Origin of the sequence: Aurantiacibacter atlanticus (assembly GCF_001077815.2) — a bacterium.
GTDB lineage: Bacteria > Pseudomonadota > Alphaproteobacteria > Sphingomonadales > Sphingomonadaceae > Alteraurantiacibacter > Alteraurantiacibacter atlanticus.
In genome coordinates this window covers 285,027-309,107 of the sequence record NZ_CP011310.1, presented here as the reverse complement: position 1 = coordinate 309,107, position 24,081 = coordinate 285,027, and the positions used below count along the sequence as shown (strand labels likewise).

Here is a 24,081-nt window from a genome sequence, read left to right as displayed (position 1 = left end):
GACACGGTAAAATCGTGCAAATCCATGAAAATCTGCCCGGAATCGGCAGCAATCGGAATTTTCTGAGGGTGCGATAAAGCGGTGTTTCAACGACTCGGCGCATCTTGCAGCCAGTCTGCCGCGCGATAGCTGCGCTGGTATTGTGTAGTTAACTTTTAACCGCATACATCAAACTCAAGAGACGGCGGGGGGTTCCGACGTTTCACAGAATTTTTCCGCGACGCCACGGACGGTATGTGCGCGGTTAAGAAGCAAGCGCGCAAGCGTTTGAAAAAAAAGAAAAAGGGATCGTATGTTCGCCAAGATCACTAGCCTCGTGGCTGCCGCGGCCGCACTAATGGCAACTCCGGCAATGGCTGAAACCCGTGACGTCAGCGGTACAATCCCCGTCAACAATGTTTCTCAGGGCGGTCTCGACAATGAATTCACCGAGCTGTTTGCCAGCTGGGAAGGCATTGAGAACGGCGGCACGATGACGGCTACCGGTGAAGTGACCTCCACCCAGTTTGCAGTTTCCGTGCCCTCGCGCATGCCGGTCGACGGCGTGACGCTGACCAGCGGCTTTGGCATGCGCAATCATCCGATCCTGCGCCAGCGCCGCCGCCATAATGGCGTGGATCTGGCTGCACCGCGCGGCACACCTGTTTACGCCACCGCAGATGGCATTATCGAAAAGGCGCAATATTTCGGGTCCTATGGCAATTATGTCCAGATCGGCCACGGTGCCGAGATGGAAACACGCTATGCCCATCTATCGAGCTACACCGTAAGTTCGGGCGAGCAGGTCCGCATCGGCGATCTCATCGGCTATGTCGGCTCCACAGGCCGCTCCACCGGACCGCATCTGCATTATGAAGTCCGCGTGTCCAATGAAGCGGTCAATCCCATTCCCTATATGGTTGCCAATCTCGATGCTGACGAGGATGAGCGCGCAGCTCGCGGCGGCCCTGAATAAGCGGTCTGACCGACATCGACAGCATATGAAAAGGCGGGCCCAATGGTCCCGCCTTTGTCATATGTAATTTAGATGGAAATGCGCGGGGATTATCGCGCCAGAAGCCGCTCTGCAATTGCGCGAACTTCCGCACCAAGATCCTCACGCTCAAGAGCCAGCGCCAGCGTCGCTTCCACAAAACCCGTCTTGCTTCCGCAATCATATCGCTGACCGTTGAAAGTTACCGCGTGGAATGGCTGGTCGCCGATCATGCGCGCCATGGCATCGGTCAGCTGAATTTCTCCACCTGCACCTTTGCCCTGATTTTCCAAGGTCCGCATGACCTCGGGCTGGAGGATATAACGGCCCGAGATAATCTTGTTTGAAGGCGCTTTGTCCGCCGGTGGCTTTTCGACCAGTCCCCTGACCTCGGTTAGCGCACCGCTGACTTCGCCCGGATCAATCACACCATAGCTCGATACTTCATCCTGCGGGACTTCCAGCACGGAAATAAGATTGCCGCCAACTTCATTATAGGCCTCAATCATTTGCGCCATGCAGCCCGGCTGGCCCACCATCATCTCATCGGGGAGCAGGATTGCGAAAGGCTCGTCTCCGACGATGGCACGGGCGCACCAGATCGCGTGACCAAGGCCTAGCGGCACCTGCTGCCGCACGGTAATGATATCGCCCGGCGTAAATCGGCTGGATTCCAGCACTCCCAGATCCTTACCGCGTTCCGCCATGGTGGATTCCAGCTCATAAGCGATGTCGAAATGTTCGACGATGGCAGTTTTGCCGCGGCCGGTGACGAAGATCATCTGTTCAATTCCCGCCTCGCGCGCCTCATCAACTGCATATTGGATCAGAGGCTTGTCGACGATGGGAAGCAGTTCCTTGGGTATGGCCTTGGTGGCCGGAAGGAACCTTGTGCCAAGCCCGGCGACAGGGAAGACAGCTTTGCGAATGGGTTTGCGATTGCTCATGCGATAGTCATGCGAAATGGGCGCTGCGCGGTCAACCGTGATTGCAGCAAGATAAGGCCACTAATATTATTGGCCTCAGCCAGAACCAAGTCTTCGCTTGCGCGTTAAAAATGCAAAAGAAAGGAAGGCTGTCATGTTAATGAGACTCGTAGCACTCGGAGCCGTCGGCTATGCTGGCTATCGTTATTATGAAAAGAAGCAGGCTGAGAAGAATGAAGCTTTTGCAGCTGATGAAGCGGGCGGAAGCAATTTTGCGCAGGTCCGCAACGCAGGGCCGGATTCAATGGCCAGCAAGCCCGCCAAGGATACATGGGACGAAGTTGACGAGGCCAGCGACGAAAGTTTCCCTGCCAGCGATCCGCCTGCCAATTATTGATCGCGCGATTTCAACAGATCTGCCGCAAGCCAGAGCCTGACGGCAGTTGCGAGGCCGGGCGGATTGTCAACGACGATCCGCTCGGCATCGACGCGCGCGATAATGGCGTTGAGCGGAAGGCTCTCCCGCTCCGCCACGCTCTGGAGCATGTCCCAGAATAATGGCTCAAGACTGATCGAGGTCTTGTGACCCGCAATTTCTACCGAGCGCTTTACGGGCGGATGATAAGGTGTCTGCATGGGCAGCCATCATAAGACAACGCAAGCTTGGCCCATACGAATTTTTTGGGGTGGCTGGCGATAATCCCGCAGACCAGACCGAACCGGGCATGCGATCTGACTGCAGGATAAAGATGGCCGGGACCATTCATTCACTGACCGATAAGGAAAAGGTACCTTGCGGCTGATCCTGCAAGGTCATGATGCATAATCGATGGCAAGCGAGCTTGGTCTTTCGGTTCACACCATCAATGCGCGCCTGCGCAAGGCGCGGCGCAAACTCCAGGTTACCAGCAGCAAGGAAGCCGCCCGCCTGTTGCTCGATGGAGAGGGCGCAGAACACAAACCTCTTGTATCCATAGATTTGGGGGGCGACCCGCCAGGGGGAAACACGTCGGATGAAGCAGCACCGGAACACGGTGGAAAGGCGAGGCTATCCCTTGTCTGGATAATCGGAGGACTGCTCATTATGATACCATTTCTCGCAACAATAGCGTTGCTCACCTTCACGCCCGGAAACGATCTGCGCGAAACGACGGCAGAGCCGGCGACTGTATCTCAAAATGATGGCGCTAAGACTGCCCGCGCGTGGCAGGCCTTGCTCGATGCAGGTGATTGAGAGGAAAGCTGGGACAAGACAGCGCAATCGTTTCAGGATCTCAATACGCTGGGGGAGTGGGCACAGGCATCGCAAGAAGCAGGGCGCCGCTGGGCGCCATGCTGACTAGAACTTTGGTCGCGCAGGAAAGCGTGCCAGCACCTCCCAAGGGCTATCTGGTCGTAAGATTTCACACCCGATTTGAGAGCCGGGAAGCAATAGAGACGGTGTCTCTGATGCGTGAAAACGGCGAATGGAAAATCGCCGGGATCACGATCTCGTGACAATGCGAACGGGCGCGTGCTGGAAAGGAAAACGCGCCCCTTCGAATCAATACATGTGCTGACCGCCGTTGATCGACAATGTCGACCCGGTGACGAAGCCGCCATCTTCCGAGGCGAGGAAGCTTACGCCGCGAGCGATTTCTTCCGCCTGGCCGAGACGACCGACCGGGATTCTTGCCACGATCTTTTCGAGCACGTTTTCAGGGACGGCAGCCACCATGTCGGTGTCTATATAGCCCGGCGCAATCGCGTTGACCGTGATGCCGCTTCGTGCACCTTCTTGAGCCAGCGCCTTGGTGAAGCCGTGGATACCGCTTTTGGCAGCGGCGTAATTGACCTGGCCATATTGCCCTGCCTGCCCATTGATCGAACCGATGTTGATGATGCGGCCCCATTTGCGGTCTTTCATGCCGGCGAAGGTAGCCTTGGCCATGTTGAAGCAACCGCCAAGGTTGATGCGCATGACATCATCCCATTCCTCATAGCTCATTTTGAGCAAGGTGCCGTCACGTGTGATCCCGGCATTGTTCACCACGATATCGATAGGGCCGACATCCTCTTCGATCTTCTTGCAACCGGCTAGCACGGCTTCGTGATCGCCCACATCAACCTTATATGCAGGAATGCCGCATTCATCGGTGAAAGAGCGGGCCTTCTCCTCATTGCCGGCATAGATGGCGACGACGGTGAAGCCGTCATCCTTCAACGATTTGCAAATGGCCCGCCCGATACCGCGCGTCCCCCCAGTGACAACTGCTATTTTGCTCATTCTATTCCTCTCCAATCATTAGCCGGATTACGCTGTGATCCTAAGCAATGGGAGATATATGCGCAAAGAAAAACCCCGCCAAAGCGAGGTCGTGCATACAAATTCATAGAGCCTTCCTGGCGGAGTTGTCAGAAGCGGAATTGGGTGCCGACGTAAACAGCCTGGCTGTCTTGCTGATCAATATCTGGCAGGGGAACAATCTCGCGGTCCTGTTCATAACGGACGCCTGCAGTAATATCGAGATTGTTGGTCAGGCGGTAACTGCCGCCGAGATCAAGAAGCTGGTCGCCCAAATCGCCGCGTGTCGTGGCAGAGCGGTTTTCGTCCATTTCAACGCGTGCCGCAAAGCGGCTATCATTCTTGCGAACGGTGCTGCGCGGCGCATAGGTGGACAGGTCGGGAATGGCGGCATCCGAAAGCGACCGCGACAAGGATACGCCTGACGCAGCAGTTCCGGTGCCATTGCTGGCCACGCGGCTGGCAAGTTGTGAAGAGCTTTGCCCAAAGCTGCCATAGCCACGGGTAAGGCCAAGATTATAGCGCATCGGTGTCACACGAAGGCCGCCGGACACATTGGCAGCGTCCCGCGATTGGGCCGTAACGCCCGATGCAGCAAGCGCCCGCGCCGATTCCTGATCAATCCGCACGGCAACCGTTACGGATCGTTCGCTGCGCGCGCTGGTGGCACCTGCCGGAGTAAAGCGCATCATGCGCCCCCGCCCGCTAGTGCCGTCAGCAATCATCTGCGCGACAGCAGGATCGGCAGCGGCGGGTGTGAAAGAAAATTCATTCACGGATCCGGGCGCATCATCTTTTTCGAGAAGTCCGAAAGCAAAGCCTGAGCTTGGCAAGGCAACAGCCAGCAGCATGGCAGACGCTATAAGCGCCACCTTGCCTGACAAACTGTTCCCATCGAAAGCCATAATCTAGATCCGTAATCCCCTATCGCTGGACAACGCATGAACGAAAGAATCGATTCGAACGTGCTCCTGCGACTCATTAACTAGCCATCCCTGCGGCCTTTTTCTACAAAATGTGTCTGATGTTTGAGTCTTTTTTCAAACTGTTGCCGCAACGGCACAAGAATCGCTCTGTTCCCGGCCTGCACTATCGGCATTCCGGGCATTAAGCGCCGGTTCACGGGCAGGGCGCGCATTTGTGCGCTTTGTTACGCTTCGCCTTGCCGCGCGCCTTCCGCCTTGTATAGAGGCGGCAAGCCGGGGCGGCCTTGCCCCATCACGCGATTACAGGACTTCAAATGGCACAAACCTCCATTCGCCCGTTCAACAAGACCCGCCGGATCGCTGCTGCGGGCCTGCTCGGTTTCGCCACTCTCGGCCTCGTGGCCTGTGGCGGCGGGAATGACGAACGGGTCCGTGCCGATCTGGCGGCTGCCCAGGTGACATCCATCGGGGTGAATTCCTATCTCTGGCGCGCCAGCCTCGAAACGCTGTCCTTCATGCCGCTGACGCAGGCGGACAGTTCCGGCGGCGTGCTGATCACGGATTGGTATGTGAACCCGGACACGCCGTCTGAACGGGTCAAGGTTTCGGTGGCCATTCTTGACCAGACCTTGCGTGCCGATGCCCTGCGCGTGGCGGCCAGCCGCCAGGTCTTGCAGAACGGCACCTGGGTGGAGGCTCCTGTGCAGGCGGCCACGATACAGCGCCTTGAAGGCATCATCCTTACCAAGGCGCGCGATCTCAGGCGTTCCACCGTCAACTAAGTCCCGCTAGGGGGCCATGCATGAATAACGAACGATTCGACCCGTCTGTTGCCGACAGGCGCTGGCAAGCCGCGTGGGACGACGCCCGCTGTTTCGAGGCTGATAGCAGCAGCACCAAGCCCAAGAGCTATGTGTTGGAGATGTTTCCTTACCCCAGCGGGCGCATCCATATCGGCCATGTGCGTAATTACACGATGGGCGATGTGCTGGCGCGCTATCGCAAGATGCAGGGGCATGAGGTATTGCACCCCATGGGCTGGGACGCCTTTGGCATGCCGGCTGAAAACGCGGCGATGGAAAAGGGCGTGCATCCCGCCGGCTGGACCTACAAGAATATCGAGACGATGAAGGGGCAGCTGAAGCAGCTTGGCTTCGCGCTCGACTGGTCGAGAGAATTCGCGACCTGCGACCCTTCCTATTACGGGCACGAACAATCGCTGTTCCTGGATCTGTTCAAGGCAGGGTTGGTTTACCGCAAGGAAAGCGAGGTCAATTGGGACCCGGTTGACATGACAGTGCTCGCGAATGAGCAGGTCATTGACGGCAAGGGCTGGCGTTCGGGCGCAGAGGTCGAAAAGCGCAAGCTCAACCAGTGGTTCCTCAAGATCACGAATTTTGCCGATGAATTGCTCGAAGGCGTAGGGGGCCTTGATGGCTGGCCGCAAAAGGTCAGGCTGATGCAGGAAAACTGGATCGGCAAAAGCCAGGGTCTGGAATTTTCCTTTGACCTCTCCAATGGTGACAGGCTGCCGGTCTATACCACACGGCCCGATACGATCTTTGGTGCCAGCTTTGTTGCGGTCGCTCCGGATCATCCATTGGCCGAGAGCGTTGCCGCCAATAATTGCGATGCCGCAAAATTCATCGACATGTGCAAGCGCGGTGGCACGACCGCTGCTCAACAGGAAACGGCTGAAAAGCTGGGCTTTGACACCGGTATCGGTGCAAGGCACCCGTTCACTGGCAAGCATCTGCCCGTCTATATCGCCAATTTCGTATTGATGGATTACGGCACCGGCGCGATTATGGCGGTGCCTGGCCATGACCAACGTGACTTTGAGTTTGCGATCAAATATGGTTTGCCAATTCCCCGCGTCGTAGCCGCGAGCGAAGCAGAGGCGGACAAGGAATTTGTCGGCGAAGCAGAGCCGGGCGACGGCGTGATTGTCAATTCGGATTTCCTCTCCGGAATGGAAGTGGAAGACGCCAAGCGCGCGGTGATTGCGCGCGCTGAAGAAGAAAATTGGGGCAAGGGCACAACCGTGTGGCGCCTGCGCGATTGGGGCGTGAGCCGCCAGCGTTACTGGGGCACGCCGATACCCTTCATCCATTGCCAGGCCTGCGGCGTGGTGCCGGTCCCCAAGGACCAGCTCCCCGTCAAACTGCCCGAAGACGTGGATTTCTCCTCTCCTGGCAATCCGCTGTTGCGCCATCCGAGCTGGAAGAACGTTGCCTGCCCCGATTGTGGCGGCGAAGCACAGCGTGAAACCGACACGCTCGATACTTTTGTCAATTCAAGCTGGTATTTCCTGCGCTTTGCCAGCCAGCCTGATGACGCGCCTTTTGACGCTGCGGAAGTCGCGCAATGGATGCCGGTCGACCAGTATATCGGCGGGATCGAGCATGCGATCCTGCACCTTCTCTATGCCCGCTTCTGGACCCGCGCGCTGGCGAGTATTGGTAAACTTGACGTGACCGAACCGTTTGCCAGCCTGTTTACGCAAGGCATGGTCACGCATGAAACCTACAGCCGCAAGGATGGCGCGCGCGAGACCTATTTCACGCCAGCCGAGGTGACGCGTTCGGGCGATGGCGCAATGCTTAGCGCGGATGGCCAGCCGGTCAATATCGGCAAGGTCATCAAAATGTCCAAGTCGAAGAAAAACGTCGTCGATCCCGAGGATATCATCCGCGATTATGGTGCCGATGCGGTGCGCTGGTTCATGTTATCCGACAGCCCGCCCGAACGTGATCTGCCGTGGTCAGAAGCGGGCATAGAGGGTTGCGGGCGTTTTGTTCAGCGTTTGTGGCGCATGTTTGGCCAATATGATGACAGTGCATCGGGCGAAGACAAGGATCTGGCGCGCAAGACCCATCAGGCGATTGCCGCTGTGGCTTCGGATATTGAGGCATTGGCTTTCAACAAGGCGGTTGCCCGCCTTTACGAACTCACCAGCGCAACGGAGAAAGCCGCGCCTTCAGCAGATCGCAATCATGCGATCCGCGCCCTGCTGCTGATGGCATCGCCGATGATGCCGCATCTGGCAGAAGAGGGCTGGGCAGCAATGGGCGGCAATGGGCTTGTCGCGCAGGCACCCTGGCCCGAAGTGGATGCCGCACTGCTGGTGGAAGACGAAGTCACCATCGCCGTGCAGCACAAGGGCAAATTGCGCGATACGCTTACAGCCCCTAAAGGTGCGCCGAAAGAAGATCTGGAGGCGCTTGCACTCGCTAGCGATAAGGTCCAGCGTTCGCTTGACGGGGCTGCAATTCGCAAGATTATCGTGGTGCCCGACAGGCTGGTGAATATTGTGACATGAAACGCTTTCTCGCTCCGCTAGGCCTTCTTCTGGCTCTTTCTGCCTGCGGCTTGCAGCCTATCTATGCTGGCGGCTCCAATGGCGCCGTTGCGCGTGGTCTTGCGCAGGTCGAAGTCGCTTCCATTTCGGGCGACGAAGGCTGGCTCATGCGCAATGCGCTGTCGGACAGGCTTGGGCGGGGCAATGGTGAAGGCGGTGCGCAATACCGGCTCGACGTGGTTCTTGATGACCAGCTTGAAGGGCTGGGCCTGCTTACTGACGACACGATAGGCCGCGAAAGGCGCACGCTGCGCGCCCGCTATCAATTGGTCGACACAAGCGATGGCACGATCATTGTCGATGCAACCGCCGGCTCCGACGCTGGTATCGATGTGGTGGGCAGCGAATATGCGACGATTGCCGCAGAACAGACCGCGCTGGAAAATTTGACGCAGGAAGTCGCGGATCAGATCGTCGTGCGGCTGACGCGCACATTGCGCGCAATGCAGCAGTGAAGGCGACCCAGCGCGATTACGCCCAAGCCGCGAAACGCGCGGCAAAGAAATGCCGCCTGTTCTTCTTTTGCGGGCAGGATGAAGCCGGCGCTTCAGCAGGCGTTGCCAAGCTTGTGGAAACGCTTCCTGAAGCGGGAGAGCGAGTTGATCTTTCGGGCAGCGATCTGAAATCCGATCCGTCGAAACTGGTCGACGAAGCACGTTCCACTTCACTTTTTGGCGACACGCGGCACATTGTTGCGCGTGTTTCAGGAGAAGAAGCGCATGATGCAATTGCCGCTTGGGCTGAACTGGTGGATCGCGGCGAAGTAGAGCAGGGCTGGCCGATATTCATCATTGCTACTTCGGCAACGGATAAATCGCGCAGTGCCAAACTGCTGTTGAAAAGGGACGATGCGCTGGTCGCAGTCTTTTATCCGCCAGATCTGAAATCGATGACGGCAGATGTTCGTGCCATGGCCGATGCATCGGGGATGCGGCTTGACGGCGTGCTGGCCGAAGCAATCGCCCGCGCGGCCGGTCTGGATGTACGGCTGGCGCAATCGGAAATCGACAAGCTGGCGCTCTATCTCGATGCCTCTCCGCAATCGCCCAAGCTTGCTGACCAGACCGCTTTTGATGCTATCGGTGCGAAAACCGAGGAAGATGGCTTCATGCCGCTCGTCAATGCCGCACTGGGAGGGGAACTGAACAAGCTGCCGGCGGAACTGGCGCGGATGAAGGAAGTCTCTCTCAATCCTGTCGGCGTGGCACTGGCGATGGAGCGGCGTGCAGCCCAACTGGCCATGCTCGCGCCCAAGATGCGTCACGGTGACAGGATGGATCAATTTCTCAAGGCGAATGGCGTGTTCTTCAAGGAGCACCGCGAGGTCGGCGACCAGCTCAAACGCTGGAGCGGCGGCAAGCTGGAGCGGCTTGTCCCTCGTTTGGCCGACCTGCATCGCGCCCTGCTGGCCAATAGCCAGACGGCCGAGTTGCTGCTGGCCCGAGAACTGGTGCAAATCGCCCATTACGCGGCGGCGCGCCGCTGAACCTGGCGCATTAGTGCCACAGTTCGCCTCTTTCTGCTGCACGAAAGATGTAAAATGGCCAATCGGAACGTTATCAAGTGCTAAGTATTATTGCTTAGACACAAAACGATAACCTCAGGGCGCTGACATGAAATGGCAGAAAATGTGAATCTGCGGATTGTCGAGCCTGAATCGCTCGACGGGAGAACGGATGAGGCTGTTGAGCCTTTATTCTTTCTGTTCGGCGACGATATTTCCGAAGAAAATGCGCGGGATCAGCGATTTTCGCGTGCACCAGAAAACGGATTGGCGCGTTCGCTCGCGACCTTGCGGCTGCGCGCATATCTCGCGCTTCTTCTGGGTGACGTGGTTATTATCCTCGGCAGCTTCTACGCAGTTTCCGTGAGTTTCTTCGGCACCCTCACCAATATCGCGCGGCTCGAAAGCGGGATGCTGTCAGCCTATGTGATCCTGCCGCTTTATCTGACGATCGCACTGTATAATGGCACCTATTCCAGGCGATCACTCACCGATTGGCAATTTACTTCTTTCAAGGCAATCATGGCATTGGCCCTTTCGGCCGCATTGCTCAATCTTCTGGCATTCTTTGTAAAGAGCAATGCTGACCTGTCGCGCTTTGTCTTCGTGACTGGCATTGCGATGACCGGGCTGGGCATTGTGGTCATGCGCGTGACCGCTGCAAAGCTGATCGTGCGACATTTCGGGCCCAGCCCGATCAACAAGCTGGTCATTCATGCTGGCGGTCCGCAATTCACCTTGCCCCATGCCTACCACATTCGCGCAGAGCAGCATGGACTTGCGCCTGATATGGAAGATCCGATCACGCTTGACCGGTTGAGCAAATATTTGCGCAATATGGATGAGGTGATCGTCAGCTGCGAAGAAGGTCAGCGCGCTGCCTGGTCGGAAGTTCTGAAAGGCACGGGCGTCCACGGCGAAGTCGTGCATCTCTTGTCACGTGAAATCGGCGCACTCGGTGTTGTCCATCATGATGATGCGGGTATTTCGGCGCTTAAGGTTTCTGCCGGACAGCTCGGCATGCGGGCAAGAGCGGCCAAGCGTCTGTTCGATCTCGCCGTGTCAGGCGCAGCCCTTGTTCTGCTTGCGCCGGTGATGCTGCTGACAGCGCTTTTTATCAAACTTGAAGATGGCGGCCCGGTGTTTTTCATCCAGCGCCGCATGGGGCGCGGCAATGAGTTCTTCAATATTCTCAAATTCCGTTCCATGCGTATCGGTGATGCCGACGGTAATCGCTCGGCATCGAAGGAAGATGAACGTGTGACGCGGATTGGCCGCTTCATTCGCAAGACAAGTATCGATGAACTGCCGCAGCTGCTCAATGTGCTGCGCGGGGATATGTCAATCGTCGGTCCGCGCCCCCATGCGCTTGGCTCCAGGGCTGGCAACAAACTGTTCTGGCAGGTGGAGCGCAGATATTGGCAGCGCCACGGCCTGCGTCCTGGCATCACCGGCCTTGCGCAGGTGCGCGGCCATCGCGGTGCGACCGATACCGAAGAACATTTGAGTGACCGCCTGCTATCGGATCTGGAGTATATTCACGGCTGGAGCCTGTGGCACGATATAGCAATCGTGTTTGCAACTGCCCGGGTGCTCATTCATGATCGTGCGTTCTAGGCGATCAGCGAGGATTTGACCTCGGATCTGGCGCGAAACATGTGACGTGTTAAGGGCCGCAAGTATACAGGCAGGATTGACAAACTCGATGGTGAAATTGCTACGAACTCCGCGTGGATATGCGAAAGTCGCCGAAAGCCTCATATATTCCCGCAAGCCCGAGTTCGTGATCATCGGCACGGGGCGGTCCGGCACCACCTATTTCTCAGAACTGCTGACAGCATCCGGCCTTTCATGCTCGCATGAGGGCTATTACACCGTGAAGGGACCGACGCTGTATAACACGCGGCGCCAACCCGATGCGCAATGCGATGCATCATGGCTCGCAGTCCCTTTCCTGCCCGATGACGAAGTCACCGCGGTCCATGTTGTCAGGGACCCATTCGCAGTCATAAGATCGCTATTCAGCTGCCACTTTTTCGATCTTGAGCATTTGGAGCAGGCCACCGATGCCGTGACGAGGGTCAGGGCCAAGTTTACGCGGTTCGCCCAAAAGCACTTCGAATTTACCGGAGACCCATTGCGCGATTCGATGCGCTGGTATTCTGATTGGAATACGCGCTGCGAAGCCATAACCGACAAGCGCGTGGTCATAGAGCGTGTCGACCAACAGCTTTCCGATTTGAGCGAATGGTTCGATGTGGACTGCGAAAAGGCCTACCGGATCGTCTCGCAATCGGCCAATGCGCGGCCTGTCAGATTGCTTGATCCTGATGAGGAATTGCAGCGTAAGCTCGCAAACTACCCTGAATATCCCGAACTGGTCAAAGTCGCTGAACGTTACGGCTATGCAGTTTAGGGCCGGGAACGAGTGCCTTTCAGCCTCTTCTTCATGATGTCCAGTGTGCCTAGCGCGCTTGCCGGAAATGCGCGCAGGTAAATCATCAGGGCTGAGCGTGCTTGCTCCAATCGCCCAGCGGACAGGTGGCGCAAAACTTCAATGGGGATATAGCCACCCAGCCGCCTTTCCCAGCTACGCTCGAGCGCGGCTGCCGTATCGCTCTCGCCCGCGGCCTTGCGCACCACGCCCAAAGAGGCTTGCATCATCGCCGATACCCGGTGTGTCGCTTGCCCGTCGTGCCTGCGATAACGGACCGCCGGATGGCCGTGGCAATATGCCTCCGCTCCATCGGCAAGCAGCCTGGTATATAGTTCGAAATCCTCGCACAGCGACAAACTCGTATCGAACCCGCCTGCTGCGCGGATGTGCGCGGTCGAAAATGCAGTCTGGCTTGGCCGTGGGATTGCGCCGTTTAAAACCATGTCGAGGTCCTGCAGCCCCGGCTGGAGAGGAACCTTCTTCAGCAACTTTCCAAAGCTGTCGATTTCTTCGATACTACCATAAACGAATGGCGCATCAGGATATTGCGCAAAGGCTGCGAGGGCGTGTTCGATCGCTGATGGTAAGAGAATGTCATCTGCATCAAGGAACCACACGAAAGGGGTTTCCACCAGCGACAGACCGTGATTGCGGGCAGCCGAAACCCCGGCATTTTTCTGACTGACAAGCCGCACTTGGGGGTGCTGGCCAACAACTGTTCTGGTGTCATCACTGGAACCATCATCCACCACGATTGCACCGGCAAATCCTTCGCCAAGCGATTCGAGTGATTGCAAGGTTTCGCCGATAAAAGACCCGGCGTTATAGGCTGGTATGACTATGGTGAGCACGCAGGTTCCGTCGCTTTGGGTTTGACAGGCTTGGAAGGGCAATGGGGCATCTTGAAAATTCGCACGTCAGCTTGTCGCCTGCCAAGGTGCATGAAGCAGTCTTGCGCATTTGACGCATCTGGCCAAACTGCCTTCAAGCCGGAACAGAGCGGCATCCTATCGAAAACGGCAGACCCTTGAAAGCGCAAATTCGCCCTTGCAATGCGCGTGCAACCTGCGAATTCACCATGAACCGCCAGCCTGCCAATCGCCGACGATACTTCACCGCTGCCTATGGATCCGTCATGCAATGCCTTGTCTATTTGCCGCATAGCTACTCGGGCAGGGGCCCGGCTGAAAGCTGTGTTCGGATATTGGCCGGCTTTGCTGAAGAGGGGATTGACGCGCATCTTCATGTCGTGCGTGCGCGCATTCCCATTCCCTCCCAGATACAAACACATCAATCGGCAGGACTGATCCATCGGCTGCTGCCGTGGCGCTTTATCGGCAGCTCGGCAATTCGCCGCCACAGTCGCGCATTTGCCGAAGCGATTGACCGTGCGCCGTCCGACGCGATTGCGTATTTCTGGCCCAATGTTCCTGCTGATCTTGTTTTGAGAGCCCGCGCGCGCGGTCTCGTCTGCGTGCGGGAAATGATCAACAGCCCGCTCGCTACGGCCAAGCCTTTGCTCGATAAAGCTTATGCCGAGGCGGGCATCGCGCCCGATCACGGCCTCACCGATGAAATGGTCGCGCGCGAGAATGAGGAACTGGCCCTGCATGACTATATTTTCGCTTCCAATCCCGAGGTTGAAGCGGGGCTGAAACGCTTGGGCATCCCTGCACAGAAAATTCTGCCGACAAGCTTCGGGTGGGACAAGGCTCGCTTTGCCGCACGCCCCGCGCCCCCATCGAAAGCGCGCCCTTTCCGAGCTTGCTATGTTGGCACGATCAACGTCCGCAAAGGGGTTCATGAATTGCTGGATGGATGGAACGCGGCGGGAATTGATGGGGAGCTTTGGTTCGCCGGTTCGATCGATGAATCTTTGAAGAAGTGGTTCGACGAACAAATCGCTGCTGATGCGCGTATCACTCATTTCGGTCATGTGGACGACATTGCTGCGTTTTACCGGCAATGCGATGTGTTCGTTTTTCCAACCCATGAAGAAGGCGGTCCGCAGGTGACCTATGAGGCGGCAAGCTGCGGATTGCCTGCCGTAACCACTCCGATGGGCGCTGCCCGCCTGACAAGGGATGGCGACACGGGGATTGTCATCCCAGTCGGAGACAGCGAAGCAGTTGCCACAGCATTTCAGCGCTTGTCTGACGATCCGGTATTGTGCGCCCGGCTCGGTGAGAATGCCGAAGTGGCCGCAGCCCAATTCGAATACGCGGTGGTCGGAGCGCAGCGCGCGCAACTACTCAAAAGATGCGCAACGCGCTCTACTGCGGACTGAGCTGGAGCGCCGGATCGCCGGTCTGCACGTAGTGATGCAGGCCTGCGATCAATTCGGAATAATCTGTCGTTACCGGCTTAATTTTCATAGTGCGCGCAAGCTGAAGCGCTGCTGTAAGGCTTTCACCATCATGTGCCGACAGCACCAGATCGCGTTGCTCGAAGACTTCGCTAATTTCCGACTGGTGATCGTCATAATGCTCTCCCAACGAAAAGCGTCGCGGAATGACAATCGTGGCGCAATTGGCCCGAAGCGCCGTCAGTATCGACCCGGTGCCGCCGTGACAGATTACGATGCTCGCTTGCTGTAAAAGCTCCTGCAACTCTGCAAAGTCCAAGGCTCGCACCAGCCGCACTCCGGCTGGCGCATCGGGTAATGTTTCAATATCGCCAACCTGCAGGATCACATCTTCGGATATCAGCCCGTCGCGCTTGGCGGCGAGCACGAGATCGCAAAGACGTTGAAACGGGAGTGTCGCCCCTACTGTGGCGAAAACGAGATCCTGTTTGGTCGTCTCGGTAACCTCAATGGGCCGCAAGGGATCGCTCAGAAGGCTGCCCGGCCAGTTTTCCTGTGATTTGCGCGATTGGGCAATCCGCACATGCGCGAGCGGCCCGGCCATGCGGGCAAAGGCACTTGGCCTGTCAAACCGCGCGAAACTGTCGAGCAGGATTATCTTGGCGCTGAGCAGCCTTGCCCACAATACAATAAAAACCTGCGATCCTGCACCGGTTGTCAGCACGATTTCGGGACGCCTTCGACGAATTATCCAAAAGCTTTGCCAGAAGCTTGAGACCGCGCCCCTCAACATGCGCATACCTGCCCCGAGCCGAGATTGGCCCAAGGCGAAATGCGGCACAAATTCGGTGTCATGTTGCTGCGCAATGGATTTGCCGAGCGCAGTGTTTTCGGTAACGAAAAAGTGCGGATAGGCGCTCCAGAAACCTTCAAGGTCAAGCAATTGGCGCACATGCCCGCCACCGGAGGCGGCAAGGCATAGCAATGGGGCATTGCGGCGTTCTGCATGCGGTTTCTTCGCCATGTCTAAGGTTTCCGGCGACCGGTTCGGTGAGCATTTCTAGCGAAATGCCTGATGGTAAATACAGCGCAGGTCAGGACCGCGAGGACGATGGCGGCCTCGGCCAGCCAGTTAAGCCTTATCGGACCTGAATAGAGGAAACGATCAAAGGCGTGCATTGAAACGATACGAAGTGCGTAAAGCGGCGCCATGCAAAACGCCGCCATGATAGCATAGCGCAGGAAGCGCTGCGGCGGATCGTGCCACGGTCGGGGTCGTTTCCACCAGCAGGCCAGCACAAACAGGCAGATCAGTATGATCCCAACAGCCATGATCGGCGCCTGAAAGCTCCACCTGTCCTGATAGATGTGAGAGTTTTCTGCCCATGCCCGCAGATATTCACGGGCGCGATTTTCCCACGCCAGCACGCGTGCAATCATGAGAAGTGCAAACAAAGCTGCGACGCCAAGCCAGGATAGACCTTCATAGGCGGACCGAGACCGGCGGTGCGATACAAACCCTGCCCAGCAGCACGCCAATATAACGCACGCATATAGGGGGAGCGCCACTACAGAAACCCACGTCATGTCGCGCGATAGAACCTTTAACTGCCGATTGCAGATGCGCTTTACACTAGTAGACAACACTTACCAGTCCGGGTGCTGCAGTGCAGTGATAACCCTTGTGCTGGGAGGCGTGCACGTCTAGCAATTAACTGTATTACTAAGGGTTGTCCCGTGGCATCGGTATTGCGGGAAAAATAACAGAGCAAGGAAATTTGGGCGTGAAGTGGCAGTATTTTCCCTTGGCGGGCATCGCCAGCTTGCTTTTGTCTGCCTGCGCTTCAGGGCCTGACGTCACTCCCGGTATAGCGACATCCCAACCTGTGTCGACGCTTGGTCAGGACAGGTATCAAACCCGACTTGAAGATACCTACGCAGTGCGTCCTGCCGATGTCATTTCGGTGTCGGTCTTTCGCGAAGCTGAGATGTCTGTTGATCGGGTGCCGATTTCAGCCGCGGGGAACGTGTCCCTACCACTTATCGGAACGCTCAGTGTTGGCGGGATGACGCCGGCCCAGATCGAGGAAGTGGTCGAACGCAAACTTCGCACCAGCTATCTGCGTCATCCCGAAGTCTCGGTTAACGTCATTGAATATGCCAGCCACATGGTCACGGTGGAAGGATCTGTAAAAGACGCTGGCCTCTATCGTTTCCAGCCGGGGACGCGGTTGTCTGGAGGCATCTCGCTTGCTGGCGGACCGGAACGGACAGCTGATATCGAACAAATCGCAGTCTTTCGGGACACTCCCGAAGGTATCCATATCGCAAAGTTCGATTATCGTGCCGTGCAGTCTGGACAGATGCTCGATCCCGTTCTCCAGCCCGGCGATCGGATCGTGGTCGGCACCGATTCACTTTCAGTCCTGTGGCAGGACGCTCTCAGGGCGATCCCCGCGTTCGCCCTTTTCACACGATTTTGAGTAGAGACTGATGACTTCGAGAATGCTAGCAGACGATGGGCCCGCCCCAATGGTAGACCGCTATCTTCCGCAGGATACGGCGGTCGAAAGTCCAAATGGCGCTTATGGCACCGCCTCTCGCAGTTTCTTCACTTTTGCAACGATCCGCGGAATTCTGTGGCGCCAGCGGTTTATAATCATTGGCGCAGTTGCACTGGCATTGCTGGCGGCACTCATCATAACCTTGCTGACGCGCCCTATTTATCAGGCTTCTTCGACAGTAGTGTATCAACCTCCGGGCACCTCGATCATCGAAGGCCAGGATCTCGAACCCTACATCTCCACCAACGAAGTGGCGCGGCACATGGAAACGCTGGCTGGCGTGGTCGTCAGCCGTTCGATGGCCATGAGCGTCGTCGACAACCTCAATCTTTATGACAGCGAAGAACTGCTCGGCGAAATGCTCGAACAGGGGCGGCCGCAAAATATGACAGAGGAGGCGTGGCTAGACCAGCGGCGTAACGCTGCTGCGGGAATCTTGCGTGGAGGTGTAAGCGCGCAGACGCCGTATGACGTCCGCATCATGACAATCAACTTTGCTTCGACTGATCCACGTCTCGCAGCGCGCATAGCCACCGGCTATGCAGATACATTCGTGCAACGTGGTATCTCGGATACTTCCGAGACAAACGAGTTTGCACGGGAGTTTTTGCAGAAACAGATCGCTGAAATACGCGAGGAACTTCGCAGTCGCGAAATTGAGAACAATAGCTATGCGCGCTCCAATGGCCTTATTGCCATGCCTGACCCTGTGGGAAGTGAAGATGGAGCGAATTCGGGCCAAACCCAAACGTTAACGGCCACCAATCTTGCCAGCATAAATGCCACATTTACGCAGGCGCGTGTTGCCCGTATCGAGGCCGAAGAACGTTGGCGCGCCGTCGAAAATGTGCCCGCTGGCCGGATACCCGAAGTCCAGGCCAGCGGCGCAGTGCAGGCTCAGCGCGCCCAATTGGCCACGATGCGCGGTCAACTCTCTGATTTGAGCCAGCGCTATCAAGACGAATATCCGCCGCTGCAGGAACTGCGCGCCCAGATCGAAACGACTCAATCGCAATTGCAGACGACTGAAAACGAGATCAAGCAGAGCCTTCGCAGTGCATATCGCATTGCATTGCAACAGGAGCAGGCCCTGGGTGAGGAAGTATCGCGCGTATCTGATGAGGCGCTCAATGAGCAGGATCGGCGCGTGCAACTCTCGCTGCTCGACCGCGAGGCCAGTGCATTGCGCGATCAGCTTGCCAGCCTCCTTGCGCGCTACAATCAGCTTTCCGCTGCATCCACGTTGCAGACCAGCAGCCTCACCAAGCTGGACCCCGCCAGTGTGCCATCCTCTCCTAGCTCGCCTAATCTTCTCCGTAATCTCATTGCGGGCCTTGCCGCCGGCCTTGCCCTTGCTGGCGGACTGGCAGTCTTGCGTGAAACGCTGGATGACAAGCTCTATTCGATTGACGATATCGAAACGCGGATTGGGGTGAAGGCACTGGGCCAGACGCCGCATATCACCGAGAACCTCGATGATGCGCTGGAGAACCCGTTTAGCATCCTGAGCGAAGCGTACTCCTCTATACGCGCGACGCTTGACTATAATGTCCTGCGCGACGGAAAAGAGATCATCCAGATCACCAGTGCGGAGGTAGGCGAAGGAAAGTCAACAACCTCTATCGCACTTGCGCAGCGCTATGCGGCAGTTGGTAAAAAGACTTTGCTTGTCGATATGGATTTGCGCCGTCCTGCCCTTGCCCGCAGGCTTGGCATTACGAAGAATAAAAGCGCCGGCCTGATCGATGCGCTATTTAAACGCGCACCGTTGGATAGCGCCATCATCAAGGGCGCAGACGGTGGCTTCGACCTATTGCCAATTTCGGAAAGGCCGGATAGCCCGATTTCTGTCCTGTCTTCGGGACTGGTGCCGGAACTGCTGGCTCAGCTCCGCCTGAAATACGACACGATCATCGTTGACAGTTCGCCCTTGCTGGGTCTGGCCGATGCTCCGATGCTTGCGCGCTATGTCGATGCAGTTCTGCTCATCGTCGAGGCCAACAGGTCGCGCGCCGCGCAAACCCGTGCCACTATCCGTCGTCTGGGCGAAGTAGGCGTGGAGCCTGCAGGGATAGTTCTGACGAAGTTCAAGTCTCTCGAGGCGGGTCAGTCTTATGACTACAAATATCGCTATTACGAATATAAGGCTGACGATTAGGCCACGGATACAGAGAAATGGCTGAAAGCGCTCAAGCGAATGGCAGCCGCATTCAACCGTCTGGCAAGCTATTGCGAATAGTGCATCTCAGCACCGATTTTCCAGACAGCCTCGATGAGGCGAAAACGCCGGTAATCCGCCATCTGATAGATCTGACGCATAATCAGTTCGATCATCATGTCGTATCGATAAATCGAAGGTCACCGCGTGTGCGTGACCTTGGCAAGCTGTTTGCCCAGGCAAAGCCGGCAAGGCGGACGCTCATTTCCAGTCAGCCATTTTCCTATGGAACAGCGGCCCGTTACACAGCACCGGGCAAGGGTATCCTCCATGCCACCATGCTAAAAGCAGTCGGCAGATGGTTGAGCGAACTGGTCGCCACGAAAGAGCGTCCCGATTTGCTGGTCGCACACAAATTGACCATCGAAGGGATCGCAGTGCGTGAGGCTGCTCGTCAGCTAGACCTGCCTTATGCGGTCTGTTTGCAAGGCAATACCGATTCCAAGATTTTAAAATATCGCCCGGACTTGCGATCAAATTTTGCCGACGTCCTGCATAATGCGGAGGTCGTTTTTCCCTTCACCCCATGGGCATTGCAGGATGCTGAGGCCAAACTCGGCCAGCTTGGGCGACCTGCGCGCTTTCTGCCTTGTCCGACTGATCTTGATGAATGCCTCGCCCCGCAAATCACTGGGAGCGGATTGGTAAGCGTTTTTCACTTGAAAAACCGCAGGCTCAAGAACCTTTCGGGCATGGTGGCCGCGATACGGAAACTCGCCGTCGATAATTGCGCCCCGCGCCTGCGCATCATCGGGGGAGGCTCCGATATCGACGTATCCGAAACACAGGCTCAAATTGCATCTGTCCCGCAGATCTCACTTGCCGGAGCGATGGAGCGGGAAGATGTTCGCTCGGCATTGTACGGGTCGACAGGACTTGTCCTTCCCTCACACCGCGAATCATTCGGTCTCGTCTTTCTCGAAGCCCTCTTCGCAGGAGCACCCGTCATCTATCCCAAGGGTACGGCCATCGATGGCTATTTCGACCAGAAAAGCTTCGCCATTTCAGTCGACGCGAATGATCCAGCGGCGATTGCTCAGGCAATGCGGTACCTTTGTGCGAATGAAGCCAGATTGAAGGCAGATTTGCGCGAATGGCAGGGATCGGCTGAAGCGCGGAAATTTCAGAGGCCAGCTATCGCGACGCAATTTGCGCAAGGATTGAGAGACGCCTGCGGCGCTTCTGTTCAGTAACCAGCGAGCCAATCTTTGCGCTGCCGCCAGACACTTCTCCAGACTTCAGCCTTGCCCTTGTCATAGCCGGGCACAAAAGAGGCAAGCCGGCGAATGGCGATCCATAACCATAAAAGCCCAATACCAATCGGCACCATCGAGCTTTCCCAGTGATCGCGTATCAGGCTGGCCTTTGAACGCATGACTTGCACCACGCGCGTATCGCGATGTGTTGCCGATGCGCCGCCCAGATGCATGATTTGTGCATCGGGCGTTATCATGTGGCGATAACCCAGTTTCGATGCCCTCATGCACAAATCCGTTTCCTCGCCATACATGAAATAGTTCGGCTTGAAGCCGCCGAGTTCGTGCCACAATTCAGTGCGGAGCAGGAAAAAGCAGCCCGTCACCAAGTCGACTTCGCGCACGCTGTCACGCTGCCAGCCGCCTATGCCCTCAGGGTTGAAAACCGGGGACTGCTTGAACATCATCGAAAGGCCGACAGCCTGGCAAAATATGCTCCAGGGGGTCATGCGGTTCCAGCACGATGTTGGATTAAGGCTGCCATCGGCAAACACTGTCCGCCCGCCGTAAATGCCCATATCAGGATGCTGCTGCGCGAACGCGAGCAGGTCCTCAACCGCATCTGGATGCGTTTCTGTGTCTGAGTTGAGAAGCAGCATCCACTCTGTATCGATGGACTTCGCGAGGATATTGTGCGGCTTGCCGAAGCCCAGATTTTCCTCGCTACGCACCAGTTCAAGCTCAGGGAACCGGGCCGCGATCGCATCGGCGGAACCATCCTTCGAGGCGTTGTCCCAGATGATGACCTTCATGGCTACTGCCCCAGCGTTGGCCAGCAGGGTTTCAATCGCCCGCAGCGTCAATTCGCGCGTGTTGTAGCTGACGATAATGACCGTGACTTCAACAGGCCCGCTATCGGAATTCATCAGGCACTTATCCCAACACGCTTAGGAAGATTGAGGCGTTCCGCGCATACAGCCTGTATGCTCTGGCTGGCAGCCGCTGGTGGCAAGAAAAAGCCTTTCCTACGCACCGCGCACTGCCATAGCGGCATCGGTCCTTAAAACGCAAAGGACTATATGAGATGCTGGATAAATTTGCTGAATACCGCGACAATCCCATGGCGCCCGCCAAGCACTGTTTTGAAATTACCCCTCACGATACGCAGACATTTGCCCTCGTTACGAAGGCAATTTATGTCGGCGCTGCAGGCGACATCACTTTGAAACCGTTGGATTCGTCGGCTGACGTCGTATTTCGAAACCTACCAGAAGGCAGCTTCATCGACGTACGCGCCACCGCCGTACGCACGACAGGGACTACCGCTCAACATCTCGTGGGCCTCGCTTGATGGCAGGGCTTGGATTTGGTTTCGGAGCACGCTCTTCCAACGGTGGGGGAGGAAAGGGGCGACAGAAAAATGCCACACCCCTGGTCGCACCGGTCGCAGCTTGGAATGGCACGGCTGGCAGCGGCTTTTCTTCCGCGCCAGAGGACCCCGCCCGCACAACGGCCAAGCCAGCGTGCCGCCTGCTGGTGGTGCCCTGGCAGGTGTTTACCGACGAATTGACGGTCGGCGTATTTGCCGCCGCGAGTAACGGCGGCACGCTGCTCGACAACCTTGGGCTGGAAAAGGTGATCTTCCATTTCGAGGGTGCCAGCGTGGACGTGCTGGCTCCTACCTACCACAGCTTCATCGATGCCAATGGCAGCACCGTGAAGCATTTGGGCTGGTGGGCTACGCTGAAGCGTCCTGCTGGCCATGTAGGCGATTTCGACGAAGCGAACCTCTACGTTGAAGCCGTGCCTTCGGATGCCGCGATGCAGCGCCGCGTGGTTGGTCCCTATGTGTTTTTGCCAAGCGCCACGCTGCACGATGGCAGCGTCACCGTTGCGCCTAGCGGTGCGGACTTTACGACACTTCAGGGGGCGCTCGATGCAACGAATTCAGCTGGCTACAAGAACCCGCGCATCACTTTTACTGGTGATGGGAACTACCAGATTGTGCTGGCTGGTGGCGCAGCTGCCGGATGGAACACGATTGACGCGGCGCCCGGTGTAACTGCAACGATAGTCGGACCGGACAACCCGGACTTTGAAGGCCTTTCAGGCAAGGGCAGACAACGCATCAACGGCACGCTCAAGTTCACCGGCAGCGGCATCGTGATCGACATGGCCGAATACATCGAACTTTATCCCAATCATCCCACGCGATATCCCTGGTTCGACGGCTGCCGCATCACTGATAGCAAGGGCTTCACCGCTTCATGGCGCGGGCGGCACAAGGCAAACTTTGTCGGCTGGGCGATCAAGGGCGAAAGCTATTTCACCGAATGCGAGATCGACAATCTGTTCAACTGCCCCGACGATGCCGTGCTTGCACGCGGTATCCATGTCCGCGATTGCTATAACGACGTTTTCAATGATGCGCTGTGCGTCGTCGGTTGCAGGGTCGAGGACCACGACGGTCGCTTCTGGAACGACAATCGCCTCGCCATGACCGTCACTTATACCGGGCCCGAAGCCACGGCGTATATTCAGCGCACGTCCAGCGTGGGTGGCATTCGGATCAATTGGGGAGCCAACAGCGCCGATCTGACGATTGGCACGACTGAAGCAGACTACGCTGCCAACACGAATTACTCGGTGCGGAACGTGGTCGATTTCATCAATAGTTACTCGGCTGATGGGTGGTCCGCTACGCTGATAGATGACACCCATTGGGCTGCTTCGCTGTGCAAGTTTAACAAGAAGGGCGCAGGCTTCTCTGCCACCAACGTGAAAGACGCGACGCTAAGCCTTTACACGGCCTTCGATATTCATGCCGACATATATCAGCGCGGCAATTCCGGCACCTTGGAAAACGTAGTCGTGTACGGCAATTATGGTCATGATATCGTGGCGCAGGACCTGTTCTTTGCGGGTGCCATGCGCGATACGATTGCGATCAACAACGCCTTCCATAACAAGACTGATGCCAGCACCAGCATCGATTTGGCGAGCCAGCTCAATAGCGCGCATTCGCACGTCGTGGTCGCGCACAATACCCTTGCGAGCCAGCGGTTCGTCTTGCGCAACGACTTGAATTATGACCCGGATGCCTATTGTCTGTTTGCGAACAATTCGATCAAGTCGTTTACTTGGTCTGCCACGGCAGATGCTGACCTTGAGGTGGCGGACAACCACTTCATTTCCGGTTCCGTCCCTGCTGGCTCTGTCGGCACCACCATCGGCGGGTCTACCGATACGCTCTATACCGATGCTGCGAATGGCAATTTCACGCCAGCGGGAGACTTGCTGACCAATTCTGCTGGTCCCCTGGCATATTATGATTTCGCGGGTGAAACTCGGAAGGGGCAAGCAGCGAAGGGGGCGTTGGACTGACGT

General features: G+C 57.0%; 24 protein-coding genes. 16 read left to right on the top strand and 8 right to left on the bottom strand.

Annotation, left to right across the window (positions count from 1 at the left end; all coding sequences use genetic code 11):
* The first annotated feature begins 292 nt into the window (after positions 1 to 292).
* A complete protein-coding gene (locus CP97_RS01520) occupies positions 293 to 955 on the top strand; it encodes a M23 family metallopeptidase (RefSeq protein WP_048884499.1) in 663 nt (220 codons plus the stop codon).
* An 89-nt stretch (positions 956 to 1,044) separates the two neighbouring features.
* Here CP97_RS01520 and galU read toward each other — a convergent pair whose 3' ends face one another.
* A complete protein-coding gene (galU, locus tag CP97_RS01515; protein ID WP_048884498.1) occupies positions 1,045 to 1,920 on the bottom strand; it encodes a UTP--glucose-1-phosphate uridylyltransferase GalU in 876 nt (291 codons plus the stop codon).
* A gap of 133 nt (positions 1,921 to 2,053) precedes the next feature.
* On the opposite strand from galU, the gene CP97_RS01510 reads away from it, so the two are divergent.
* Positions 2,054 to 2,296 carry a hypothetical protein gene (locus tag CP97_RS01510; protein ID WP_063612331.1) on the top strand — a complete coding sequence of 81 codons (243 nt, stop codon included), beginning with the start codon at positions 2,054 to 2,056 and terminating at the stop codon, positions 2,294 to 2,296.
* On the opposite strand, the gene CP97_RS01505 is transcribed toward CP97_RS01510, so the two are convergent.
* Positions 2,290 to 2,535, bottom strand: coding sequence for a ribbon-helix-helix domain-containing protein (locus tag CP97_RS01505; RefSeq protein ID WP_048884496.1), 246 nt, complete (start codon positions 2,533 to 2,535; stop codon positions 2,290 to 2,292). The two genes, CP97_RS01510 and CP97_RS01505, sit on opposite strands and share 7 nt — an antisense overlap.
* Before the next feature lie 193 nt (positions 2,536 to 2,728).
* On the opposite strand from CP97_RS01505, the gene CP97_RS15760 reads away from it, so the two are divergent.
* Together CP97_RS15760 and CP97_RS15755 are read left to right on the top strand one after the other, a co-directional pair.
* Complete coding sequence (locus CP97_RS15760; protein WP_048884495.1) at positions 2,729 to 3,133, top strand: helix-turn-helix transcriptional regulator; 405 nt, start codon at positions 2,729 to 2,731, stop codon at positions 3,131 to 3,133.
* Positions 3,134 to 3,231: 98 nt separating this feature from the next.
* Positions 3,232 to 3,396, top strand: a complete 165-nt coding sequence (locus CP97_RS15755) for a DUF4019 domain-containing protein (protein ID WP_149036397.1) — start codon at positions 3,232 to 3,234, stop codon at positions 3,394 to 3,396.
* Positions 3,397 to 3,442: 46 nt separating this feature from the next.
* On the opposite strand, the gene phbB is transcribed toward CP97_RS15755, so the two are convergent.
* Positions 3,443 to 4,165: an acetoacetyl-CoA reductase gene (gene phbB / locus CP97_RS01495; RefSeq protein WP_048884493.1), complete on the bottom strand. Its 723-nt coding sequence runs from the start codon at positions 4,163 to 4,165 to the stop codon at positions 3,443 to 3,445.
* Positions 4,166 to 4,293: 128 nt separating this feature from the next.
* Positions 4,294 to 5,088, bottom strand: a complete 795-nt coding sequence (locus tag CP97_RS01490; RefSeq protein ID WP_048884492.1) for a hypothetical protein — start codon at positions 5,086 to 5,088, stop codon at positions 4,294 to 4,296.
* Between the two features lie 335 nt (positions 5,089 to 5,423).
* Between CP97_RS01490 and CP97_RS01485 the strand changes: the two genes are divergently transcribed.
* The 6 genes from CP97_RS01485 to CP97_RS01460 all read left to right on the top strand — a co-directional run bounded on the left by CP97_RS01485 (position 5,424) and on the right by CP97_RS01460 (position 12,390).
* Positions 5,424 to 5,891 carry a DUF3576 domain-containing protein gene (locus tag CP97_RS01485; RefSeq protein ID WP_048884491.1) on the top strand — a complete coding sequence of 156 codons (468 nt, stop codon included), beginning with the start codon at positions 5,424 to 5,426 and terminating at the stop codon, positions 5,889 to 5,891.
* Between the two features lie 20 nt (positions 5,892 to 5,911).
* Entirely contained in the window at positions 5,912 to 8,431 is a 2,520-nt protein-coding gene (leuS, locus tag CP97_RS01480) for a leucine--tRNA ligase (RefSeq protein ID WP_048884490.1), read from the top strand.
* Complete coding sequence (gene lptE / locus CP97_RS01475) at positions 8,428 to 8,925, top strand: LPS assembly lipoprotein LptE (RefSeq protein WP_048884489.1); 498 nt, start codon at positions 8,428 to 8,430, stop codon at positions 8,923 to 8,925. Before leuS ends, lptE begins: the two co-directional genes overlap by 4 nt.
* Entirely contained in the window at positions 8,922 to 9,956 is a 1,035-nt protein-coding gene (holA, locus tag CP97_RS01470) for a DNA polymerase III subunit delta (RefSeq protein WP_048884488.1), read from the top strand. The genes lptE and holA overlap by 4 nt, the downstream gene beginning before the upstream one ends.
* 132 nt (positions 9,957 to 10,088) lie before the next feature.
* Positions 10,089 to 11,591, top strand: coding sequence for an exopolysaccharide biosynthesis polyprenyl glycosylphosphotransferase (locus tag CP97_RS01465; RefSeq protein WP_082863676.1), 1,503 nt, complete (start codon positions 10,089 to 10,091; stop codon positions 11,589 to 11,591).
* 88 nt (positions 11,592 to 11,679) lie between these two features.
* The gene (locus tag CP97_RS01460) at positions 11,680 to 12,390 is read left to right on the top strand and encodes a sulfotransferase family protein (protein ID WP_048884487.1); all 711 of its coding nucleotides are present in this window, start codon (positions 11,680 to 11,682) and stop codon (positions 12,388 to 12,390) included.
* On the opposite strand, the gene CP97_RS01455 is transcribed toward CP97_RS01460, so the two are convergent.
* Positions 12,387 to 13,262, bottom strand: coding sequence for a glycosyltransferase (locus tag CP97_RS01455; protein WP_048884486.1), 876 nt, complete (start codon positions 13,260 to 13,262; stop codon positions 12,387 to 12,389). The two genes, CP97_RS01460 and CP97_RS01455, sit on opposite strands and share 4 nt — an antisense overlap.
* Positions 13,263 to 13,489: 227 nt before the next feature.
* Between CP97_RS01455 and CP97_RS01450 the strand changes: the two genes are divergently transcribed.
* A complete protein-coding gene (locus CP97_RS01450) occupies positions 13,490 to 14,698 on the top strand; it encodes a glycosyltransferase family 4 protein (protein ID WP_048884485.1) in 1,209 nt (402 codons plus the stop codon).
* Here the strand turns inward: CP97_RS01450 and welK are convergent.
* Both welK and CP97_RS01440 read right to left on the bottom strand, forming a co-directional pair.
* Positions 14,685 to 15,740 (bottom strand): beta-1,4-glucuronosyltransferase WelK, encoded by a 1,056-nt coding sequence (welK, locus tag CP97_RS01445; protein ID WP_082863675.1) that lies wholly within the window; start codon positions 15,738 to 15,740, stop codon positions 14,685 to 14,687. The two genes, CP97_RS01450 and welK, sit on opposite strands and share 14 nt — an antisense overlap.
* 2 nt (positions 15,741 to 15,742) lie before the next feature.
* The gene (locus CP97_RS01440) at positions 15,743 to 16,171 is read right to left on the bottom strand and encodes a hypothetical protein (protein ID WP_149036396.1); all 429 of its coding nucleotides are present in this window, start codon (positions 16,169 to 16,171) and stop codon (positions 15,743 to 15,745) included.
* A 329-nt stretch (positions 16,172 to 16,500) separates the two neighbouring features.
* Between CP97_RS01440 and CP97_RS01435 the strand changes: the two genes are divergently transcribed.
* The 3 genes from CP97_RS01435 to CP97_RS01425 are packed head-to-tail and all read left to right on the top strand — an operon-like array spanning position 16,501 to position 20,691.
* On the top strand, positions 16,501 to 17,199 hold the full coding sequence (locus tag CP97_RS01435) for a polysaccharide biosynthesis/export family protein (protein WP_227819638.1): 699 nt from the start codon (positions 16,501 to 16,503) through the stop codon (positions 17,197 to 17,199).
* Positions 17,200 to 17,248: 49 nt separating this feature from the next.
* A complete protein-coding gene (locus CP97_RS01430; protein ID WP_048884483.1) occupies positions 17,249 to 19,438 on the top strand; it encodes a GumC family protein in 2,190 nt (729 codons plus the stop codon).
* 17 nt (positions 19,439 to 19,455) lie between these two features.
* A complete protein-coding gene (locus CP97_RS01425; protein ID WP_063612329.1) occupies positions 19,456 to 20,691 on the top strand; it encodes a glycosyltransferase in 1,236 nt (411 codons plus the stop codon).
* Here CP97_RS01425 and CP97_RS01420 read toward each other — a convergent pair.
* Positions 20,685 to 21,620, bottom strand: a complete 936-nt coding sequence (locus tag CP97_RS01420; RefSeq protein ID WP_048884481.1) for a glycosyltransferase family 2 protein — start codon at positions 21,618 to 21,620, stop codon at positions 20,685 to 20,687. The genes CP97_RS01425 and CP97_RS01420 overlap by 7 nt on opposite strands.
* Before the next feature lie 158 nt (positions 21,621 to 21,778).
* Between CP97_RS01420 and CP97_RS01415 the strand changes: the two genes are divergently transcribed.
* Positions 21,779 to 22,045: a spike base protein, RCAP_Rcc01079 family gene (locus tag CP97_RS01415; protein WP_048884480.1), complete on the top strand. Its 267-nt coding sequence runs from the start codon at positions 21,779 to 21,781 to the stop codon at positions 22,043 to 22,045.
* A complete protein-coding gene (locus tag CP97_RS01410) occupies positions 22,045 to 24,078 on the top strand; it encodes a hypothetical protein (RefSeq protein WP_048884479.1) in 2,034 nt (677 codons plus the stop codon). Before CP97_RS01415 ends, CP97_RS01410 begins: the two co-directional genes overlap by 1 nt.
* Positions 24,079 to 24,081: the final 3 nt, after the last annotated feature.

What these genes read in the sequence shown, in the direction of transcription:
- CP97_RS01520 (WP_048884499.1), top strand. Translation starts at nt 293, where the DNA reads ATGTTCGCCAAGATCACTAGCCTCGTGGCTGCCGCGGCCGCACTAATG.
- galU (WP_048884498.1), bottom strand. Translation starts at nt 1,920, where the DNA reads ATGAGCAATCGCAAACCCATTCGCAAAGCTGTCTTCCCTGTCGCCGGG.
- CP97_RS01510 (WP_063612331.1), top strand. Translation starts at nt 2,054, where the DNA reads ATGTTAATGAGACTCGTAGCACTCGGAGCCGTCGGCTATGCTGGCTAT.
- CP97_RS01505 (WP_048884496.1), bottom strand. Translation starts at nt 2,535, where the DNA reads ATGCAGACACCTTATCATCCGCCCGTAAAGCGCTCGGTAGAAATTGCG.
- CP97_RS15760 (WP_048884495.1), top strand. Translation starts at nt 2,729, where the DNA reads ATGGCAAGCGAGCTTGGTCTTTCGGTTCACACCATCAATGCGCGCCTG.
- CP97_RS15755 (WP_149036397.1), top strand. Translation starts at nt 3,232, where the DNA reads ATGCTGACTAGAACTTTGGTCGCGCAGGAAAGCGTGCCAGCACCTCCC.
- phbB (WP_048884493.1), bottom strand. Translation starts at nt 4,165, where the DNA reads ATGAGCAAAATAGCAGTTGTCACTGGGGGGACGCGCGGTATCGGGCGG.
- CP97_RS01490 (WP_048884492.1), bottom strand. Translation starts at nt 5,088, where the DNA reads ATGGCTTTCGATGGGAACAGTTTGTCAGGCAAGGTGGCGCTTATAGCG.
- CP97_RS01485 (WP_048884491.1), top strand. Translation starts at nt 5,424, where the DNA reads ATGGCACAAACCTCCATTCGCCCGTTCAACAAGACCCGCCGGATCGCT.
- leuS (WP_048884490.1), top strand. Translation starts at nt 5,912, where the DNA reads ATGAATAACGAACGATTCGACCCGTCTGTTGCCGACAGGCGCTGGCAA.
- lptE (WP_048884489.1), top strand. Translation starts at nt 8,428, where the DNA reads ATGAAACGCTTTCTCGCTCCGCTAGGCCTTCTTCTGGCTCTTTCTGCC.
- CP97_RS01465 (WP_082863676.1), top strand. Translation starts at nt 10,089, where the DNA reads ATGGCAGAAAATGTGAATCTGCGGATTGTCGAGCCTGAATCGCTCGAC.
- CP97_RS01460 (WP_048884487.1), top strand. Translation starts at nt 11,680, where the DNA reads ATGGTGAAATTGCTACGAACTCCGCGTGGATATGCGAAAGTCGCCGAA.
- CP97_RS01450 (WP_048884485.1), top strand. Translation starts at nt 13,490, where the DNA reads ATGAACCGCCAGCCTGCCAATCGCCGACGATACTTCACCGCTGCCTAT.
- welK (WP_082863675.1), bottom strand. Translation starts at nt 15,740, where the DNA reads ATGGCGAAGAAACCGCATGCAGAACGCCGCAATGCCCCATTGCTATGC.
- CP97_RS01430 (WP_048884483.1), top strand. Translation starts at nt 17,249, where the DNA reads ATGGTAGACCGCTATCTTCCGCAGGATACGGCGGTCGAAAGTCCAAAT.
- CP97_RS01425 (WP_063612329.1), top strand. Translation starts at nt 19,456, where the DNA reads ATGGCTGAAAGCGCTCAAGCGAATGGCAGCCGCATTCAACCGTCTGGC.
- CP97_RS01420 (WP_048884481.1), bottom strand. Translation starts at nt 21,620, where the DNA reads ATGAATTCCGATAGCGGGCCTGTTGAAGTCACGGTCATTATCGTCAGC.
- CP97_RS01415 (WP_048884480.1), top strand. Translation starts at nt 21,779, where the DNA reads ATGCTGGATAAATTTGCTGAATACCGCGACAATCCCATGGCGCCCGCC.
- CP97_RS01410 (WP_048884479.1), top strand. Translation starts at nt 22,045, where the DNA reads ATGGCAGGGCTTGGATTTGGTTTCGGAGCACGCTCTTCCAACGGTGGG.